Origin of the sequence: Streptomyces sp. NPDC015345 (assembly GCF_043078805.1) — a bacterium.
Taxonomy (GTDB): Bacteria; Actinomycetota; Actinomycetes; order Streptomycetales; family Streptomycetaceae; genus Streptomyces.
This window is the reverse complement of sequence record NZ_JBIBTX010000006.1, coordinates 599,017-617,058: the sequence shown is the minus strand read 5'-3', so window position 1 is coordinate 617,058 and position 18,042 is coordinate 599,017. Positions and strand designations below refer to the sequence as shown.

At 69.4% G+C, this 18,042-nt stretch carries 16 protein-coding genes, 4 pseudogenes and 1 riboswitch; of the genes and pseudogenes, 14 read left to right on the top strand and 6 right to left on the bottom strand.

The features are described from left to right. Window positions 1-3 precede the first annotated feature (3 nt). The 6 genes and pseudogenes from ACF062_RS26785 to ACF062_RS26760 form a co-directional block, all read left to right on the top strand. Entirely contained in the window at window positions 4-1,203 is a 1,200-nt protein-coding gene (locus ACF062_RS26785; protein WP_392141936.1) for an MFS transporter, read from the top strand. A gap of 6 nt (window positions 1,204-1,209) precedes the next feature. After that, entirely contained in the window at window positions 1,210-1,959 is a 750-nt protein-coding gene (locus ACF062_RS26780; RefSeq protein ID WP_392141934.1) for a class I SAM-dependent methyltransferase, read from the top strand. Between the two features lie 55 nt (window positions 1,960-2,014). Next, window positions 2,015-2,196: riboswitch (cobalamin riboswitch) on the top strand. Window positions 2,197-2,225: 29 nt separating this feature from the next. Next, window positions 2,226-3,269 carry an ABC transporter substrate-binding protein gene (locus ACF062_RS26775; RefSeq protein ID WP_392141933.1) on the top strand — a complete coding sequence of 348 codons (1,044 nt, stop codon included), beginning with the start codon at window positions 2,226-2,228 and terminating at the stop codon, window positions 3,267-3,269. Beyond that, window positions 3,266-4,381 carry a FecCD family ABC transporter permease gene (locus ACF062_RS26770; protein WP_392141932.1) on the top strand — a complete coding sequence of 372 codons (1,116 nt, stop codon included), beginning with the start codon at window positions 3,266-3,268 and terminating at the stop codon, window positions 4,379-4,381. The genes ACF062_RS26775 and ACF062_RS26770 overlap by 4 nt, the downstream gene beginning before the upstream one ends. Next, window positions 4,378-5,196, top strand: coding sequence for an ABC transporter ATP-binding protein (locus tag ACF062_RS26765; RefSeq protein WP_392141931.1), 819 nt, complete (start codon window positions 4,378-4,380; stop codon window positions 5,194-5,196). Before ACF062_RS26770 ends, ACF062_RS26765 begins: the two co-directional genes overlap by 4 nt. A 255-nt stretch (window positions 5,197-5,451) precedes the next feature. Then, window positions 5,452-5,738 (top strand): annotated as a pseudogene (locus tag ACF062_RS26760) (ATP-binding protein); the annotation flags it as partial. 33 nt (window positions 5,739-5,771) lie between these two features. Here ACF062_RS26760 and ACF062_RS26755 read toward each other — a convergent pair. Further along, window positions 5,772-6,272: a MarR family winged helix-turn-helix transcriptional regulator gene (locus ACF062_RS26755; RefSeq protein WP_392141929.1), complete on the bottom strand. Its 501-nt coding sequence runs from the start codon at window positions 6,270-6,272 to the stop codon at window positions 5,772-5,774. Between the two features lie 91 nt (window positions 6,273-6,363). On the opposite strand from ACF062_RS26755, the gene ACF062_RS26750 reads away from it, so the two are divergent. The 5 genes and pseudogenes from ACF062_RS26750 (at window position 6,364) to ACF062_RS26730 (ending at window position 10,571) form a co-directional block, all read left to right on the top strand. Continuing rightward, on the top strand, window positions 6,364-6,813 hold the full coding sequence (locus tag ACF062_RS26750; RefSeq protein WP_392141928.1) for an SgcJ/EcaC family oxidoreductase: 450 nt from the start codon (window positions 6,364-6,366) through the stop codon (window positions 6,811-6,813). Window positions 6,814-7,736: 923 nt separating this feature from the next. Further along, window positions 7,737-7,853: pseudogene (locus ACF062_RS26745) on the top strand (hypothetical protein); the annotation flags it as partial. A gap of 300 nt (window positions 7,854-8,153) precedes the next feature. Beyond that, window positions 8,154-8,930, top strand: coding sequence for a hypothetical protein (locus ACF062_RS26740; RefSeq protein WP_392142047.1), 777 nt, complete (start codon window positions 8,154-8,156; stop codon window positions 8,928-8,930). 257 nt (window positions 8,931-9,187) lie between these two features. Continuing rightward, window positions 9,188-9,566, top strand: a pseudogene (locus ACF062_RS26735) (transposase); the annotation flags it as partial. A gap of 234 nt (window positions 9,567-9,800) precedes the next feature. Further along, entirely contained in the window at window positions 9,801-10,571 is a 771-nt protein-coding gene (locus ACF062_RS26730; protein WP_392142045.1) for a class I SAM-dependent methyltransferase, read from the top strand. 397 nt (window positions 10,572-10,968) lie between these two features. Here ACF062_RS26730 and ACF062_RS26725 read toward each other — a convergent pair. Continuing rightward, window positions 10,969-11,088 (bottom strand): annotated as a pseudogene (locus tag ACF062_RS26725) (transposase); the annotation flags it as partial. 202 nt (window positions 11,089-11,290) lie between these two features. Here ACF062_RS26725 and ACF062_RS26720 point away from each other — a divergent pair. Next, complete coding sequence (locus ACF062_RS26720; protein ID WP_392141927.1) at window positions 11,291-11,935, top strand: LysE family translocator; 645 nt, start codon at window positions 11,291-11,293, stop codon at window positions 11,933-11,935. Window positions 11,936-12,333: 398 nt separating this feature from the next. Here ACF062_RS26720 and ACF062_RS26715 read toward each other — a convergent pair whose 3' ends face one another. Then, a complete protein-coding gene (locus tag ACF062_RS26715) occupies window positions 12,334-12,591 on the bottom strand; it encodes a hypothetical protein (RefSeq protein WP_392141925.1) in 258 nt (85 codons plus the stop codon). Between the two features lie 150 nt (window positions 12,592-12,741). On the opposite strand from ACF062_RS26715, the gene ACF062_RS26710 reads away from it, so the two are divergent. Then, on the top strand, window positions 12,742-13,341 hold the full coding sequence (locus ACF062_RS26710; protein ID WP_392141923.1) for an NAD(P)H-dependent oxidoreductase: 600 nt from the start codon (window positions 12,742-12,744) through the stop codon (window positions 13,339-13,341). A gap of 99 nt (window positions 13,342-13,440) precedes the next feature. Here ACF062_RS26710 and ACF062_RS26705 read toward each other — a convergent pair whose 3' ends face one another. Further along, window positions 13,441-13,590 (bottom strand): hypothetical protein, encoded by a 150-nt coding sequence (locus ACF062_RS26705; RefSeq protein ID WP_392141922.1) that lies wholly within the window; start codon window positions 13,588-13,590, stop codon window positions 13,441-13,443. 369 nt (window positions 13,591-13,959) lie between these two features. Here ACF062_RS26705 and ACF062_RS26700 point away from each other — a divergent pair, with 369 nt between their 5' ends. Next, window positions 13,960-15,129 carry a serine hydrolase domain-containing protein gene (locus ACF062_RS26700; RefSeq protein WP_392141920.1) on the top strand — a complete coding sequence of 390 codons (1,170 nt, stop codon included), beginning with the start codon at window positions 13,960-13,962 and terminating at the stop codon, window positions 15,127-15,129. 86 nt (window positions 15,130-15,215) lie between these two features. Here the strand turns inward: ACF062_RS26700 and ACF062_RS26695 are convergent, their stop codons facing one another. Together ACF062_RS26695 and ACF062_RS26690 are read right to left on the bottom strand one after the other, a co-directional pair. Beyond that, a complete protein-coding gene (locus ACF062_RS26695) occupies window positions 15,216-16,442 on the bottom strand; it encodes an FAD-dependent monooxygenase (RefSeq protein WP_392141918.1) in 1,227 nt (408 codons plus the stop codon). A gap of 426 nt (window positions 16,443-16,868) precedes the next feature. Further along, a complete protein-coding gene (locus ACF062_RS26690; protein WP_392141917.1) occupies window positions 16,869-17,681 on the bottom strand; it encodes an SAM-dependent methyltransferase in 813 nt (270 codons plus the stop codon). Window positions 17,682-18,042 lie beyond the last annotated feature (361 nt).

The following is an 18,042-nucleotide window of genomic DNA, read 5'->3' as shown; positions in this document are numbered from 1 at the left end:
GGCTTGCGGGCCGCGCTGTTCCCGCTCGACGGACCGCTGCGTTTCCTGCTGCTCAGCTCGTTCCTGATCCCACTCGGCAGCTTCATGGTCCTGCCGTTCATGTCGGTGTTCCTGCACGAACGGCTCGGGATGGGGCTCGGCACGGTCGGTGTCGTGCTCGCCGTGGCGTCCCTCGTGCAGTTCTCCGGAGGGGTCGTGGGCGGGGCCCTGGCGGACCGGATCGGGCTGCGCCGCACGATGCTGTGGGCACTGATCATCCGCACCGCCGGATTCGTCGGCCTCCTACTGGCCCTGCGCTGGCCGCCGCTCGCCGTCGGGGCGCTGGTGCTGACGTGCTGCGGCGCCGCACTGTACCTGCCCGCCAACAAGGCGTACCTCGTGCACGGCGTGGACGACGAGCGCCGCCCGGCGTTCCTGTCGGCGGGCAATGCCGCCCTCAACGCGGGCATGGCGGTGGGGCCGCTGGTCGCCGGGCCGTTCGTGCTGTCCTCACCCGGCTGGCTGTTCGTGTCCGTCACGGCTCTGTTCGTCCTGGTCACCGTGGGCCACGCGCGCCTCCCGGCGGCGGCTGGGGCGCGTGAGTCCGGCGGGCAGTCGGCCGGGCAGGGGCTGCTGGCCGGGGTGGCGGCCTTGCCGTTCGCCGCCAACGCGCTCGCCTTCTACCTCTACTTCCACTTCCAGCATTTCCTGGCGGTGTACGCCGTCGAGCGGGCCTCCAGCACGTTCTACAGCCTGGTCCTGCTGCTCTGCTTCACCGTGGTCATCGTCGTACAGCCCCTCGCGTCCGGCCTGATCCGGCGCATGCCCTACGCGACAGCCCTCGTGATCGGCTTCGCGGGCCTGGCCGCTGGGCTTGCCGTCCTCGCGATCGGCACCCGGCCCGCGCTGCTGGCGGGCGGGACACTGATCACCCTGGGCGACATCGTCCTGTTTCTCAAGAACGACCTGGAGGCGCTGCACCACAGCCCACGCTCGGACGCCGTGGTCTTCGGCCAGCAGCGACTGGCCGCGGGGCTCGGCGCCTGCGCGAGCGGAGTGCTCGGCGGACAGGTGTACGGCCTCACCGAACAGGCGGGGAACACCGGCTGGTTCTGGCTATTGGCCGCCGCCCAGTGCGTATTGCTGCCTCCGGCCCTGCTGGCGCTGCGCGAGCGCCCGGCAAGACACCCGACCCGCATGATGACGACGACGAAGGAGCACTGAGACCGCATGGCACGAACGGGCGGGTTCCAGGACGATGGCTTCTGGACCGAGTTCTACGACTTCCTCTTCCCCGAGCAGCGCTACGCGCAGGCCGAGGAACTGCTTCACACCTCTCCCCTGCTGTCCTTCCCCGCAAGCGCCCGGGTACTGGACCTGTGCTGCGGACCGGGTGTGTTCACCGTGCCGCTGGCCGACCGGGGCTGCGATGTGACGGGAGTGGATCTGAGCCCGGCCATGCTGGACCGGGCCAGGAAGCGGTCGGCCGGCACCGGTGCCCAGGTCCGGTACGTCCAGGCCGACGCACGCGAGTACGAGGCGCCGGGCGCCTTCGATGTCGTCCTCAGCATGTTCACTTCGTTCGGGTACTTCGAGGACCCGGCCGACAACGCCCGTGTGCTGCGCACCATGCACTCCTGTCTGGCCCCCGGCGGCACGCTCGTCCTGGACCTCGCCGGCAAGGAACTGCTGGCCCGTAGGGTCACCCCGCCCAAGGTGGTGCAGCGGGGCGAGGACTTGATGGTGCAGACCGACACCGTGCTGGACGACTGGGCGCGGCTGCGCAGCGACTGGGTCCTGGTCCGGGGCGATCAGGTGACGCGGGCCACCCTGGTGTGGTTCGTGTACAGCGCGGTCGAGCTACGACGCATGGTGGAGGAGGCGGGCTTCGGCCGGGTGGAGATCTTCGGCGGTTTCGATGGCCGTCCCTACGACGAGAACGCCGAGCGGCTGGTGCTGCGGGCGGTCCGCGAGGTGTGACGGCGGGCTCGGGGGCGTGCGCGCGGGGGCGTACGCCCTTTTGGCCTGTGCTCGGCGGACCGTAGTATCACCTGGTCATCGCCGCGACGGGAGACAGGAAGCCGGTGCGAATCCGGCACGGTCCCGCCACTGTGACCGGGGAGTGCACCCTTCGACACGCCACCGCGCGCCGCGCGGGAAGGCAGGGGGAGCGTCGATCCGGGAGTCAGGACACTGGCCTGTCGCGGGCCCGTTCCGAGGAGCGCGGACTCCCCAGGAGGCTCAACGTGTACGACGGTTCGTCCCGTCCCCCGCTGTTCACCTCTCCCCGCAGGCGGCTTGCCCTGCGTGTCACGGCCGCGGCCGTCGCCCTGTCGGCTGCCCTGCTGACCGCCGGCTGCGGCTCGTCGCAGGACACCGCCCAGGACGCGAAGGCCACGGCATCTTCGGCCGGCGGCTTCCCCGTCACCATCGACAACTGCGGCGTGAAGACGACGTACGACAAGCCGCCTTCCCGCGTCGTCACCATCCACCAGCACCCTGCGGAACTGATGCTCGCCCTCGGGCTGAAGGACCGTATGGTCGGCACCGCCTTCCCCGACTCCGCCGTCCTGCCCGAGCTGAAGAAGGACTTCGAGTCGATCCCGGAACTGGCGAAGAGGGAACCCTCCTTCGAGACCGTCCTGGACGCCGAGCCGGACCTCGTCTACGGCGGTTACGGCAGCGCCTTCGCCGAGAACGAAGGCCGCTCCCGCAAGGCTTTCGCCGACGCCGGCATCGACACCCACCTCAACCGCGAATACTGCGGCAAGAAGCGCGTGACGATGAAGGACACCTACGAGGAGATCCGCGCCGTCGGCCGGATCTTCGGGGTGTCCGACCGGGCGGACAAGCTGGTGTCCGAGCTCCAGGCACGAGTCGACAAGCCCGCGACGGCCGTCAAGGGCGAGCCCGCGGTGCCCGTCTTCGTGTACGACAGCGGCGACAAGTCCGCCTTCACCGCGGGCGGCAAGAGCCTGGGCACCGAAGTGATCCGACTGGCCGGTGGCGAGAACGTCTTCGCCGACCTCGACGACGTCTTCGGCGACGTCTCCTGGGAGCAGGTCGTCGAGCGCAAGCCGGAAGTCATCGCCATCTACGACTACGCCGGCGCCGGAAGCGTCGAGCAGAAGAAGAAGTTCCTGCTCTCGCAGCCCGCTCTCGAGGACGTGCCCGCCATCAAGAACAAGCGGTTCGTCGTCCTGCCGCTGACCGCCACCCTCGTCGGCGTGCGGTCCGCGTACGCGGTGGAGGACCTGGCCCGCGGCATCCATCCCAAGAGCTTCGCGTGACGGCCCCCGCCACCGAAACCGGCGCCGAGCGGGCCGTGCGACGCCGACAGCAGGGCGACAGGCGGACGGGCCCGGCCACTCTCGCCGTCACCCTCGTCGTCCTGGCCGTTCTGCTGGTGGTTTCCGCCACGGCGGGCCTGGCCATCGGCTCGGTGCGGGTGCCGCCCGGCCAGGTATGGGGCATCGTGACGCACGCGCTGGGCGCCGACTGGGCGACCCCGGACTGGACCGGGGCGCGGGAGACCATCGTGCTGGACGTACGGGCGCCGCGGGTGCTGCTCGGCGCGGTGGCCGGCGCCGGGCTCGCCGTGGTGGGCACCGCCCTGCAGGCCCTTATCCGCAACCCGCTCGCGGAGCCCTACCTGCTCGGCGTCTCCTCGGGGGCATCCCTGGGCGCGGTCGTAGTGATCGTGTTCGGGGTGACCTGGTTCGGGCCGGTGTCGCTGTCGGCCGCCGCGTTCGCGGGTGCGCTGGGCGCACTGCTGCTCGTCTACGCCACCGCCCGTACCGGCGGCCGGATCACCTCGGCACGGTTGGTCCTGTCCGGTGTGGCCATCGCCGCGGTGCTCACCGCCGTACTGGACCTGCTGCTGCTCACCACCGACCGGGGCAACGAGGCCCGCGCGGTCCTCGCCTGGACCCTCGGCGGTCTCGGCGGCGTCAACTGGGACACCCTCTGGCTGCCCAGCGCCGCTGTGCTCCTGGGCGTCGGCATCCTCATGGTGCAGGCCCGCAATCTGAACCTGCTGCTCGCCGGCGAGGAAGCCGCGACCACGATGGGGCTGGACGTGGCGCGCTTCCGCGCCCGCATGTTCGTCCTGCTCTCTCTGGTCACCGGCATCCTGGTCGCTGCGGCCGGACCGATCGGCTTCGTCGGCCTGATGCTGCCGCACATCGTCCGCCTCGTCGTCGGCGGCGACCACCGCCGCGTCCTGCCGACGGCCGCCCTCGGCGGCGCGGTCTTCCTCATCTGGGCCGACATCGCCGCACGCATCGTCGCCGCACCCATGGAAATCCCCGTGGGCGTGCTCACGGCTCTGTGCGGCGGTCCGTTCTTCCTGTGGCTGATGCGTCGCGACGCCCGGCGGACCACCGACCGAGGAGGGGCATGACCGGCACGCGACTCGTCATCGACGGGGTCACTCTCACCGCCGGCGCGCACCGCCTGGTCGAGGACGTCTCCCTGACCGCCCGCCCCGGCGAGGTCATCGGACTGGTCGGGCCGAACGGCAGCGGCAAGTCCAGCCTGCTGCGCGCCGTCTACCGCGTCCTGCGCCCCGTGACCGGCCGGGTGAGCGTCGACGGCACCGACGCCTGGTCGCTGCCCGTACGGCAACTCGCCCGGACGGTGGCCGCGGTGGTGCAGGAGTCGGGCGCCGATTTCGACCTCTCGGTGCGTGAGGTCGTCGCGATGGGCCGCACCCCGCACAAACGGCTGCTCGACGGGGACACCCCCGAGGATGCCGCTCTGATCACGTCGGCGCTTGCCGCGGTGGACGCCACCGACCTGGCCCACCGCTCCTTCGACCAGCTCTCCGGCGGCGAACGCCAACGCGTGCTCATCGCCCGCGCTCTCGCCCAACAGCCGTCCCTCCTCGTCCTGGACGAACCGACCAACCACCTGGACATCCGCCACCAGTTGGAGGTCCTCGGCGCCTTGCGGCGGCTGCCCGCGACGGTCGTGGTCGCCCTGCACGACCTGAACCTGGCCGCGTACTACTGCGACCGCCTCTACGTGTTGCGCGACGGCGAAGTCACCGCCGCGGGCCCGCCCGCCGACGTCCTCACGCCGCAACTCCTGGATGAGGTCTACGGCGTGATGGGCGAGGTCACCGTCCATCCGCGCACAGGCGCCCCCCAGGTGACCTTCCTCCCCGCCGAGCCTCACCCGGCCGCCCCGACGGGGGCGGAGCACTCCTCGTCGTGATGGTCGCACTCCCCCGGTGGCGGCAACGGCTGCTTCGCGCGTGGTGTGCTGCGCACGGACCTCGTCCTTGCGGCGTCAACAAGCCCCTCCGGCCGCTGGTCACCGGCCGGAGCAGCATCTGGGGGGCCCGGCTGCGCCTGATCGCCGTCCGGATCCTGTTCCTCTACTTGTGCGTGCGCGTAGGGGGAACTTCATGCGTCTTCGTACCGCCGCTGCCTCCGCCGCACTCGGTCTGTGCGCCGTCACGGCCTCATCGGATGCGTTGATCTTTTGTGCATCGACGAGCTCGGCTACATGGAACTCGACCGTCGCGGCGCCGAACTCCTCTTCCAGGTCCTGACCGAGCGCGAGGAGAAGAACGGTGTCGCCATCACCTCCAACGGTCCTTCGGCGGCTGGACCAAGACCTTCACCGACCCCCGCCTCCGCGCGGCCATCGTCGACCGCCTCACCTTCAACGGCACCATCATCGAAACCGGCCCCGACTCCTACCGCCTCGCCAGCACCCGAGCCCGCGCCGAGCAGGCAGCCAAGTCCAGCTGACACCGCCGGTTCCGACTCGGCGGCTCGCCGCCCTCACGAGCGGCGAGCCGCCGCGCCTCCCTTGCGCTGACGACCGTGTGCTGCCGCGTCCCGGATCTCCTCGGTGGCCGCACGGAAAGCAGGGGCGGCGTGAGTGAAGTAGTCGAAGAGAACAGCGCGTTGGTCTGGCGTGTACAGGTTGAGAACCTCGGCGATCCGGCGGCGGGCAGGCCCGACCACCTTTTCGATCTGGTCGAGGGAGTCGGCCACCGGCTCGACGATGACCTTGCGTCGATCATCCGGATCGGCGGCCCGGCGGACGAATCCGGCTCGCTCCAGGCGGTCGATGAGGCGAGTGGTCGCCCCGGTGGTAAGACCGGTGCGTGCGGCCAGTTCTCCCGAGGTGAGCGTGCCTTCCAAAGCGATCTGGCTGAGCGCATACCACTCGGAGGCGCCGAGCCCCACCGCTTCCGCCCCGGCCATGCCGTGGAGTCCCACGGCGTCGAGGTACTGACGGAAGATCAAGTGCTCATCTGCCGGCGTCGGGTCTGCCATATCCCTGGATACCCCTTGCGTAAATAGTTGCACACGTGCAGATACTGTCTACATGCAATATCTGCACTAGTTTAGCTACCTGGAGGATTCCATGACCACCACGGACGACCGGAATGCAGTCACCACAGTGATCGCCTCACTCGTCGACGCCTGGCGACGCCACGACGCCGACACCTACGGTGCGCAGTTCACGCAGGACGCCACCTACGTCACCTTCGTCGGCACGTACTACCAGGGCCGCCGGGACATCATCGACAGCCACCGCACGCTGTTCGCCAAATTCCTCAAGGGCACACAGCTCGCCGACGAGATCCTGGACATCCGCTTCTACGGTCCGGACACCGCCGTGATCACCGGCCGGGGCGACAGCTACAAAGGCAGCAAGCCAAAGAAACTGACCAAGGTCCAGACCTACACCCTGGTCCGGGAGTCGGACGGCCAGTGGCGCATCGCGGCCTTCCACAACACCAAGCGCAAGCCGCTGATGGAGGCCATCTCCTTCAAGGCCGCGCCCGCTCTCGTCCCGGCATCCCAGAAGTGACCGGTGTAGCTGCAGAAGGTCCTCCATGGGGAGGCACCAGCACACTCACACCGCACTCCTCAATCACTGCCGTATCACGACGGCGCGCTGCGTCACCACGCAAGGGGTGCCTCCGGGCGGCGGGTCGTCCCACGCTGTGACGTCATTTCTCATGCACGTACGAGCCGTCGCTGACCGTCAACTGCCTTTCGAACCGGTGGACAAAGGCTGTCGCCTGAAGTGAACGAAGCCACCGCGGTGATCAGCAGTGCCGTGTCGGCGGCCACTCCTGAACCCACTCCCGGTCCTGGCCAGTGATGACCCCGGCAAGTCCGACGCCGAGGCCGGCGGCCACGGTGATGACCGTCTTGGTGACTCCCGGCGCCTCCCCGGCCCGCCCCCCGAGGCCGGCAGCCAAGCCGAACCCCGTCGCACACCACCACACGCTCGGACCACACCACGACCCCCAGGAATCGTCACGCCCCGATCATGCCCCGACAGCCACGAGCCGCGCTCAGGGCAACCCTTCTCGAAGGCGCGTCGCCATGAGACACCGGCCAAGTCCGCGGCGACGGTGCCCTGCGACCGCAGCAGGGCGACTGCCGCTGTCAGACCCAGGTGACAGCATCACCCAAGTGAACGCCCTGAGGCGTCCTCAACTCACCTCCGTCGCCAACGAAGAGGAGCATTCCCCTTGTCACTGCATCACGTAGCGTCCGGCATCGCCGCGGTCCTTGCCCCGGCCCTCTTGCTCGCCGCCCCGTCCTTCGCCGCCACGGCGGGCACCGACCGCGGTGACGGTGCCCGCGGTGTCCTCGTCCGCGGACGAGCCGGACGCCGACGACCTGAGGGTGGCTTCAGTCCGGATCCTCGCCGACCCGGACAGCGGTCGGCGTGTGACAGGAGAAGCCAAGGCCCTCCCGGACGCCAACGACCCCGAGGCGATGCGCGTTTGGCTGGAGACCGGTTACCACATCACCCAGGCCGAGGACGACCGCGTCGCCATCGCCCGCATCCTCGCCGATTCGTCCATCAGCCCGGCCCTGTGCGCGGCGGCCAACGCCGCCCTGGACGACAACACACCCGAAGCGCCGCGCCACTTCCTGGAAGTCGGCAGTACCAGATCGCCTGACCGGCACGGCGCCGCACCACAGCGCGTCGCCCGGGTGGCCCCCCTGCCGCACGCCCGGTCGCCGGAACGCCGAGAATCCGGGCGGGGCCGCCTGCACCACCGCGTGCCGTTGGCCCCGCCCGGCAGGCCCCCTGTGTCGGCTCGGCGCCCTCCGCAGAGCTCTGTGGCCTCGCCGTCCGGTGCGGCATGGGCCACTGACACCTCCGACAGCAGAAAGCACATTCTTCGAATGACCGCACAACCCCTGCCCACCGAGCGCAGCGGTCCGCGGACCGCTTCCGTCGTGACCGACCTGCCGTTCAAGCCTCAGCTCGTCAAAGCGGTGTTCAGGGACGTGACCTCGTTGCACGTCTCCCGGCCGGCCGCGTGGGCCGCCGCGTCGGTGACGCGGACCGTGCTGAGGGAGATCATCGACGGCGCGAGAAGCGCGGCGGTCGAGGAGGGCAGGAAGCGGCTGATTCCCAAGGACCTCATCTCGGCGATCGACCGGAACGTCGAGGTGGATGTGGGATCGGCGTGGTACCTGCACAGCCCGACCTTCCACGGCCTGATGGGCGAGGTGCGCAACGCCGATGGTGCGCTCGTGTCTCTTCGTGAGCGCCGCGGGGCGCGTACACCGATTGGTGTGGCCGGCGCCCACCGGTTCGAGGCCGGGGTGAGAAAGCTGCTGGGGAGCCGGGGGGTGAGGGCGGTCCCGGTGATGGTCCGCGACCTGGACGGAATCGCGAGCGTGTTCCTGACGGCCCTGGCCCGGGACGCAGCCAAGGTCGTCCGCGACGGCGGGGTCAGGCGTTTCGGGACGGTCAGTCTGGTGGTGCCGGGCGAGTCGGCCCCGGCCCCGCTGCTCAAGGACCCCCTGCTCACCCTGTCCACCCGTCGCGGGGACGGGCGGACTGTTGGCGGGGACGACGTCCTGGCCGCCGCCACGATGCAGCTGTTCGGCGATCTCAGACGACGCGCCATCACCGAGGCAGCCGAGATGACACGGAACACGTCGGCCAACTGATCGGCCCGCCCCTGCGCTCTGCCCACTGCGCACGGTTCCCACGTGTGCGCGGCTCCGGGAATCTGCCGCCCGCATTCGGCTCCGGTCGGCTCGCGAAAACGGCTCGTCGCATGGGCGCGGACCACCGGCCGCAGGCACCCCACGGGGAAGACCTCCCTTACCGATCAGTTCAGAATGAGTTTCGGTTCAGTTTCGGTTCAGTTCAGGAGCTTGGCCGTTGGGCGGGCGGCAGAGTCCTACAGGTAGCGGATGATCTTGTGCCTGATGGCCTGTGGGATCGCGTGGCCCCGCTGCTCTCTCCTCGCCCGCTGCGGCGTCGGCGGTATCCCGGCCGCCTACCAGCGGATGACCGCGCGGCTCTGCGTGGGATCGTCTACGCACCACGCACGGGCTTGTCGTGGACGGACGTGCTGACCGAGACGATCGACTGCAGCCGGGTGACGTGCTGGCGACGTCTGCGGGACTGGACCGAGACCGGCGTCCGGCCCCACCTGCGCGCCATCCTCCTCGCGGAACTCCGCACGGCGGATCCGCTGGACATCGACGACGCCGTGATCGACGGCTCGCACGTCAGGGCCCTCAAGGGGGGCTAACACCGGACCTTCGCCGGTCGACCGCGGCCACTCCGGCAGCAAAAGGGCCCCGGCCAGGGCGGAGAGCAGTGCACTCACCGCGCTCCCGCGCACGGTTCGGCACGCGGTGGGCGGCCGACGCTTACCCGCACCGCGCAGTTTTGCCTCGGTGCGCCCCGTCCCGCCGCCCGTCGACGTGTGCCGTTCACCAGGCAACCGGGCTGACCATGGCACTGTCGTGCCAAATTGCCGACGGCGCGCAAGGCAGGTATGCGGCCTCATTCGAGGGAGCACGGAAGTGGAACTGCGGAAGACCGCGGAAGCGGGAACGCTGCGGACGCAGGAAGACGCCTACAGAGAGGCCTACACACGGTTCCTCGCCGGGTCGGACGAGAAGAGCGCCACCCACGCCTACCTGCAGAACATCGTGGAACAGCTGCCCACCCGGCGGGTGCTGCTGGATGTGGGTCCCGCCGACGGCACCACGACCCGGCAACTCGCCCCGCACTTCGAACGGACCGTCTGCATCGAGCCCAGCGAGCCGATGCGGTGTGCCCTGGCACTGACGTGCCCACAGGCCCAGGTGCTGGCCGAACCCGTCCTGGAAGCGACGATCGACGCGCGGGCCGACCTGGCCCTGCTCTCACACGTGCTGTACTACGTCCCGCGCGCCCAATGGGTGGCGACGGTGTCACGCATCATGGAATGGCTGGCGCCGGGCGGTCTCCTGCTCGTCCTACTACAGAATCCCGACCAGGCCTGCATGCGCATGGTGCACCACTTCACCGGGCTCCGCTTCGACCTGAGGGAACTGGCCGACGACCTGACCGTCCTTCCCCCCGGCCTGCTCGGCGACATGGAACTGGACACCCTGCCCGCCCGCTACCGCAGCCGTGATCTGGACGAGGCCGTCACCGTCGCCGACTTCCACCTCAGCATCCCCGGCGGGACCTCCCCCACACGGGACGCCGTCAAGGCATACATCCAGCAGCACCTGCACGACGGTGACGGCGGATACGTACTCCGTCACGACCAACACGTACTACACCTGCGGCGCCCCGTCCGGTAGCGGCCCGCGCCGACTCTCAGGGCCGCTACGACCGCGCGCAGCCGGATGGCGGGCTGGAGTCGAGTGGACGCTGCTGTGAATCGAGAACACCGGAGCAGTAGCAGCGGCACGCGACGCCGGGCCTCTGCGGGCAGGGCTCGTATGGGCGCAGGTCGAACAGGGCGGCCGCCGGGCCACCGGGAGAGCTCGGTGGTCAGGACGACGTCGTCGTCAGCACCGTAAGGAAACCGATGAAGACGTCGGCCGCCCGGTGACCGACGCACCGCCCGAACATCTGGCCCGGCTCCCCGTCCAGGTCTCACAGCGACTCGGTGAGGTAACAGGCTCCTTCATCCGCCGACTTGCCCAGGTGAATCACCTAAAGGCCAGCTACCTGCGCGGATGTCTGGTCGGCCCACCAGGCTGCCAGGCGGTGCCAGCAGGTCATTTCCGAGCCGAAGCCGAGTTCCTGGGGTAGGTACTCCCACTGGATGCTGGTGTGAAGCAGGAAGAGGATCCCGGACAGGGCCTGGCGGTCTGGCACTTGCGGTGGTCTGTCCTCGACCAGCTTCGGCGTCGGCTCGGGTCGTCGGTCAGCTGGAGTCAGGGTGCGAGGAGACAGCGGACGGCGGGGCCGTATCCTGAGGCACGCGACGCAGGCACTGCCGGTGCGTCGCATTCGTCCGTCGCAGCCGATGCCGCCCCACGCCGAGCGCCGGCGAATGCAAGGGAGTTGACCAGTGATAAGCCTGGCCGCAGTGGGGGGAGTGGCCCTGGTCGAATTGGGCATGGCCCTGACTCCCGGACCGAACATGATCCACCTCGCCTCCCGCGCGATCACCCAAGGCCGCAGGGCGGGTCTGATCAGCCTGACCGGGACCGCCGTGGGATTCCTGTGCTATCTGCTGGCCGCGGCCGCCGGCCTGTCGGCCCTGTTCACCGCCGTACCGCTGGCATTCACGGTGGTCAAGCTCGCCGGAGCCGCCTACTTGGCGTACCTGGCCTGGGACATGCTGAGGCCCGGTGGCCGCTCACCCTTCGCTCCGGCCCGGGACCTGCCTCCCGCATCCGACGCCCGCCTCTTCTCGATGGGGCTCCTGACCAACCTGCTCAACCCCAAGATCGCTCTCCTGTACGCCGCTCTTCTGCCTCAGTTCATGGACCCGCAGGCGGGCCCGGCCTGGGCACAACTGCTGCAGCTCGGTGGTGTGCAGATCGTCGTGGGACTCTCCGTGAACGCATTGATCATGCTGGGCGCGGCACGGGTGTCGGGGTTCCTGGCCGCTCGGCCCCGCGTGATGGCCGCTCAGCGGTTCGCGGCAGGGGGCTTGCTCGGTGTCTTCGCACTGCGCACAGCCCTGTCGCGTACGCCTGTCTCGGCCTGAGCCATGCGTGTGTGCCGGTGAGACGGTGTTGCTGTCGGCCGGATACGGCTACGTCACTGTGCCTGCCTTCGGCGGCTCCGCCACATGATCACTGGCTCGGCGGCTTTACGGTGCAGGCGGCGAAACAGGGTAGGCCGCTGCTGACCGGGGCCGTTGCCCCGGAGCTGGAGCCTGCACGACTCCGCCGCGGATGTTCCCGAGGTCGGGGCGTCGACGCGCCCGAACTCGACGACGAGCGATCGACGCCCTCGGCCGGGCCGCGGCCTGGGACGCGGCCATCCCGATGGTCCACACCGCGGCAGTGCCACCCCGAGCATTCACCGGCCCAGGTCACAGAGTCTTGAGGGCATCACCACCTTGGCCAGGCGAGTGATCAGCCGGTGGCAGGAGAACCCTGCCTACCGAGCACCGGGATCATTCGCCGAGGCCCCCTGACCGAACCCGGCGCCCACGGGCAGTTCCACGCCCGTGGTGAAGGTGGCCTCGGTTGCCAGGTACAGCGCTGCGGCGGCGACCTCTCCCACGGTGCCTCCCCGGCCCATCGGGGTGGAGGTGTCGCCCTGCTCAACAACGCCGGCAGTCGTCACCTTGGACGGCGGAAGCACCACCGGCCGGAAGATGATCCAGCCGAGCGGTACCTGAGGCTGGGCCCTCACACTTGCCGATCCTGGTCGGCAGTTCAAGGTCTCCGCACCGGCCTCGTCGGCAAAGGAGATACGGATAATGGTGATCAGGCGCCTTGCGGCGCTCCAGTGTCTGGCTCCCATCCGACGGGGCCGACGTCGTCTGTGTCGACTGGGGGAACCATGCGCGTAGCGGTCTATCTTGCTCACCCGCGTCCGGGGAGCTTCAACCACGCCGTGTTCGACGCCGTGGTTGAAGAGCTGCGCGAGGGAGGAGCCGAGGTGGTGGTGCACGACCTCTACGCGGAAGGGTTCCCGGCTCTGCTCTCCGCCGATGAGACGGGGACGGTCGAATCGGCAGGGCAATCCCACGACGCGCAGCTGGCGCTGCACCGGGAAGAGCTGTCCACTTTGGACGCCATGGTGTTCGTGCACCCGAACTGGTGGGGTATGCCGCCCGCTGTCCTCACGGGTTGGGTGCAGCGGGTCCTGGCGCCGGGGGTCGCGTACAAGCTGGAGACGGCGGAGGGCGAACCCGCCGGCTTGCTGAAGGCCGGCCGAGCCCTCGTGCTGAACACCTCCGATACTCCCGCCGACCGGGAGGAGAGCGAATTCGGTGATCCACTGCAGAGTGTCTGGGCGGCATGCGTGCTGCCGTACGTGGGGGTCTCCGACGTACGCAGGGTCGTCTTCCGCACCGTCACCGGCTCGCTCCCCGAAGAACGCGCCGCCTGGCTGGCCGACGCACGTGCGCAAGCGGCAGCGCTCCTCCGCCCCGCATGACAGTCCACGTCACCGATACAGCCCTGATGCCGAGGTAGCGGCAGGACCTCTCGCGACCGGTGCCCATCGGCGGGTGGTCACATCGAATCCCGCAGCTCTTCACGGACCTGCTTCGGTCTGCTTCGGGCACCGGGATTCCGTGCCGAGGAGGATGGGCTGGTAGGCGTCGGTCTTCTCGGTGCCCCACGTCTCGCCGATCGGGTAGAGGTCGTCTCCGCTGAGGATCCACTGTCGGGGTCGCGGGACCATTCCCGCGCCCGCGGGCATGGTCCCGCGACGAACCCCGGTCGTACTCGCGCCCTTCCAGGCGCAGCAGACCGCCGCCGAGCTTCATGCAGCGGCGGCCGGGCGTGACGTGGCGGCGGACCAAGGCGAGCAGTTCAGCGTCGTCGTAGGCGCGGTGCACCAGAGGATCCTGCCTGGCTGAGCGCGATGGAGGGCCACCGGTCCGGTTGCTCGTCGCGATCTTTCGCCGGGTCCCCTCAACCTCTTGGGTGTGGTCTGTGGTCTGGGTACATAAGCGGCTCTCGCGCAACGCGGTCGGTGACACCCCTCGGCTGCCAGGGACCCGCGACGAGTACGGCTTGATCTGATGCGGACGACTGCGAGGAGCACGGAATGGCGTCGAGCAAGAACACGAAGGTCGGTGTGGTGGGCATCGCGGCGGCGGCGATGGCGGCCGCGGCCTTCGTGATGCCCGCCCAGGCGGCGACGGACACACCTCCCGCGGGGCCCGGTCACCGGGCAACGCAGCGCGCGATGGACGCGGCCGTACGGGCAGGCATTCCCGGCGTCACGGCTCAGGCGCGTGACGCCAGGGGTGTCTGGAAGTCGGCGTCCGGAGTGGGCGACCTGAAGTCGGGTGCGCCGCGCGGCAAGAACGACAAGTTCCGTGTCGGCAGCATCACCAAGACGTTCGTGGCGACCGTCCTGCTCCAAATGGAGACGGAGGGGAGACTCAGCCTCGACGACAAGGTGGATGAACACCTGCCGGGCCTGATACGGGGCAACGGCAACGACGGCCGCTCCATCACCGTCCGGCAACTCCTCAACCACACCAGCGGTCTGTTCGACTACCTGGCCGATGAGAAGTACGGCAAGACGTACTTGAAGGAGGGCTACCTCAAACACCGCTACGACACTCTGCCGCCCGCGAAGCACGTGAAGGTGGCGCTCTCCCACAAGCCGCTGTTCGAACCCGGCGCCAGGCAGGCGTACTCGAACACCAACTACGTCCTGGCCGGGCTGATCATCGAGAAGGCAGGCGGAAGGACGTACGAGGACGAAGTCCGCGACCGCATCATCAAGCCGCTGGGGCTGAAGGACACGTCCAACCCCGGGGACAGCATCCACCTGCCCCGCCCCAGCAGCCGCGGCTATTCCAAGCTGTTCGAGGCGAAGCCCGAACGGATCGATGACATCACCGAGATGAACGGTTCGCAGGGTTGGGCCGACGGCGACATCATCTCCACCGCGGGTGACCTGAACCGCTTCTACCGTGCCCTGCTGGGGGGCAAGCTCCTGCCGTCGAAGCAGCTGAAGGCGATGCAGACCACCGCCGTCACACCCGGACCCACCGACATCTCCTACGGGCTGGGCCTCACCCGCATCGAGACGAGCTGCGGAAGGACGCTCTGGGGCCACGGTGGAGGCATGGTCGGCTGGCTCTCCATGGCAGTGACCACCGAGGACGGACGCCACCAACTCGCCTTCAACTACAACGGCGACTGGGACGCGACGTCCATGCAGCGGATCACGGAGGCCGAATTCTGCGGCGCGGCCCGCTGAGGGAGCCGCCCCGCCGCAGCTTTCCCGCCGCAGATCCGCCGGCCGCCTCGTCCCGGGACCGAGAGGCATTCCAGGGACGGGGCGGCCTACGCCCACGGCGCGGCGACATCCGCGTTCTTCGCCCTCATGTCCTTGCTGTCGAGCAGCTTCCTGCAGATGGTCCTGCCGAGGCCGGGCGCGCGCATCAGGCGACTCACACCGGCGCGCACGATCAGCTCCTTGCGGTCCAGCGGGGTGAACATCCGGCGTCCGGCCACCAGCGCACTGTCCTGCTGGTGGCGAATGAACGGCCGCATCCGCTCCTCCCAGGCCCGCAACGCGCCGGACACGTCGCCGCGGTGACGTTGGAGCATGGTTCCCAGCAGCTCACCGCCGGCGATTCCGGCGGAGACACCCATGCCCGAATACAGGGTCATGCACCAGGCCGCGTCGCCGATCAGGACGACCCTTCCGCGGTACCAGCTGGGCATGCGTACCTGCTGCACCGAGTCGAACAGAGCGTCAGGGGCCCGCTCGTACCGTGCCAGCAGGCCCTCCAGCAGAGGGCCCGTCGGCTCGGGGCCGAACGCGGCACGGATGGACTCGGCCGACGGGCGGCCGAACTCGGCGTCCACGTCATGGGTGCGGTACGAGAACAGAAGGCTCGGTGCCCGGTCGGCGAAGGGGAAAACCCACGCCGAACGCCCTGGTTCGGCCAGGATCATCCCCTCGGACAGGCCGAAGCCGTCGACCGGCCCGTCCAGGAGCGTGACGCCGATCATGTAGTTCAGCGGATACAGGTAGCGCTTCGGCTCAAACGCCAGCCCGCGCACCGTGGAGCGCATGCCGTCGGCGCCCACGACCAGGTCGAAGCGCTCCTCGACGGTGGTGTCGGCCTCGGTGTCGCGCAGGCGGACGTACGCGCCGGACTCGTCCTGGGCGATGCGGGTGGGCACGGTGGAGAAGCGGATCTCCACATCGTCCGGTAACGCCGCGAACAATCCCCGCTCGACGTCACCTCGCAGCAGCGGCCGGGGCCCTCCGGCCAGCGACCCCAGGTTCACTCTGGGACGACGGTTGCCGCTCCGATCGACGTCGTAGAGAGCGATCTGCGGCCCGCCGCGGTCACCGATCCCCTCCAGTACGCCCAGCCGCCGCGCCGAGGCGACGCCGGAGCCGAACAGGACGATGTAGTAGCCGCCCGAACGCCGGGCGGGAGCCCGTTCGACCACGACCGGCTCCCAACCGGCCTGACGCAACCGCAGAGCGGTGGCCATGCCCGAGATCCCGAGACCGACCACCAGTGCCCGGCCTGCCTTTGCTGAAGGTGACATGGCAGTTCCCGTTCCCTTTCGTCGTCCATGAGCTTGCTGCGCTGTGTGTGATGTACGAACCGGTCCTGTGCCGCAGGAGGACGCGGTCTCACGCAGTACGACGACACAGCCACGTGCAATGTCAGGCGAACGCCGCGGCACGCTCGGAGCGGCTGTCCCCTCGGCCGGCCGCTCGACCCCGTCCTCGGCCCGAGGACGACGCGCCGTGCCGCCTTGCGGAGGTCATGGGCAACCCGGCGGCTGCGCATGACGGCCGTCCCGCGTCAAGTACAAACGCCCCTGCCCGGTCACGCACCGGAGAGGCGAGCCGATGCCGACTTCGCTCTCGGCTCCGGCCGCTGGGCTGGTCATCGCTGGGACGCGTACAACAGCAGGGCCGGGTCAGGCCCGGCCGGCAGTCAGACCCCGCGGACAGCGCTCATCCGGTCAGGGCTTCACAGCAATCGCGCCGAACTGAGGCAGTACGACGGAAGATTCCGACGCCGCGCGCCACAGTGAGCACGACACGAGACCCGGGGCGAGGAGATCCAGACCGTCGAAGAACGCGCTGATCTCCGCACGACTCCTGGCGGTGATCGGCGGCGTGGCGTTCTCGTTCCAGAACTTCATGGCCTCGACGTTGCCCTCACCGCCGAGGTCGCTGTCTGTGGTCGGGTGCGTCACGGCGAGATAGCTGCCGGAGGGCACCGATGCCATGATGCGGCGCACGATGTCCGACGCCTCGGCGGTGTCGAGGACGAAGTTGAGGATGCCCAGCATCATGACCGCGACAGGCCGGTCGAGGTCGAGAGTCGCTGCGGCGCCCTCGATGACCCTGTCCGGACGACGCACATCGGCATCGATGTAATCGGTGGCTCCCTGCGGGGTGCCGACCAGCAGGCTGCGGGCGTGGACGAGCACGATGGGATCGTTGTCGACATAGACGATCCGGGAGTCGGGCGCGATGCGCTGCGCGATCTCGTGGGTGTTGTCCAGGGTCGGCAGCCCGGTGCCGATGTCCAGGAACTGCCGCACTCCGCACTCCGCGGCCAGGAAACCGACCGCCCGGCGGAGGAAGCCGCGGTCCGCGCGCGCCACGTCCCGGATGACGGGGAATACCTCGGCGACCTGGTCACCGACCCGCTGGTCGACCTCGTAGTGGTCTTTTCCGCCGATCCAGTAGTTCCACACCCGGGCATTGTGCGCGACACCGGTATTCAGCCTGCCCGACACGTCCGACGGGTGCTGGCTCCCACTCACGTCTTTCCCTCCCCTTTCCCTCCCCGCGCACACATGGGATGCCGGGATGCCCTTGGTGCGCAACCATCGTGGCGACTATGGACCGTGCCGCCATTGTCGTGGTCCTGGCTCGCCGTGTCCCGGAGTTCGGGAGTTCCGAAGGGAGCCGGGTGTCCCGGGCGACGGCCGTGAGACGCTCGCGTGGCCGCGCCCCACCCCGGCGTTGTCCGCCGAGACCGGGAGGGAGCCCCGCGCCGTGCACTCCCCCGTCCAGGCCTCCGGTGTCTTCAGCGCGCGCCTTCCGCACGCGGTGCAGGTGAGGTCGAGGAGGACAGGCGCGGCCGTGCTGTCGAGGACGTCTGCGTCTGTGGTTCCCGGCGTG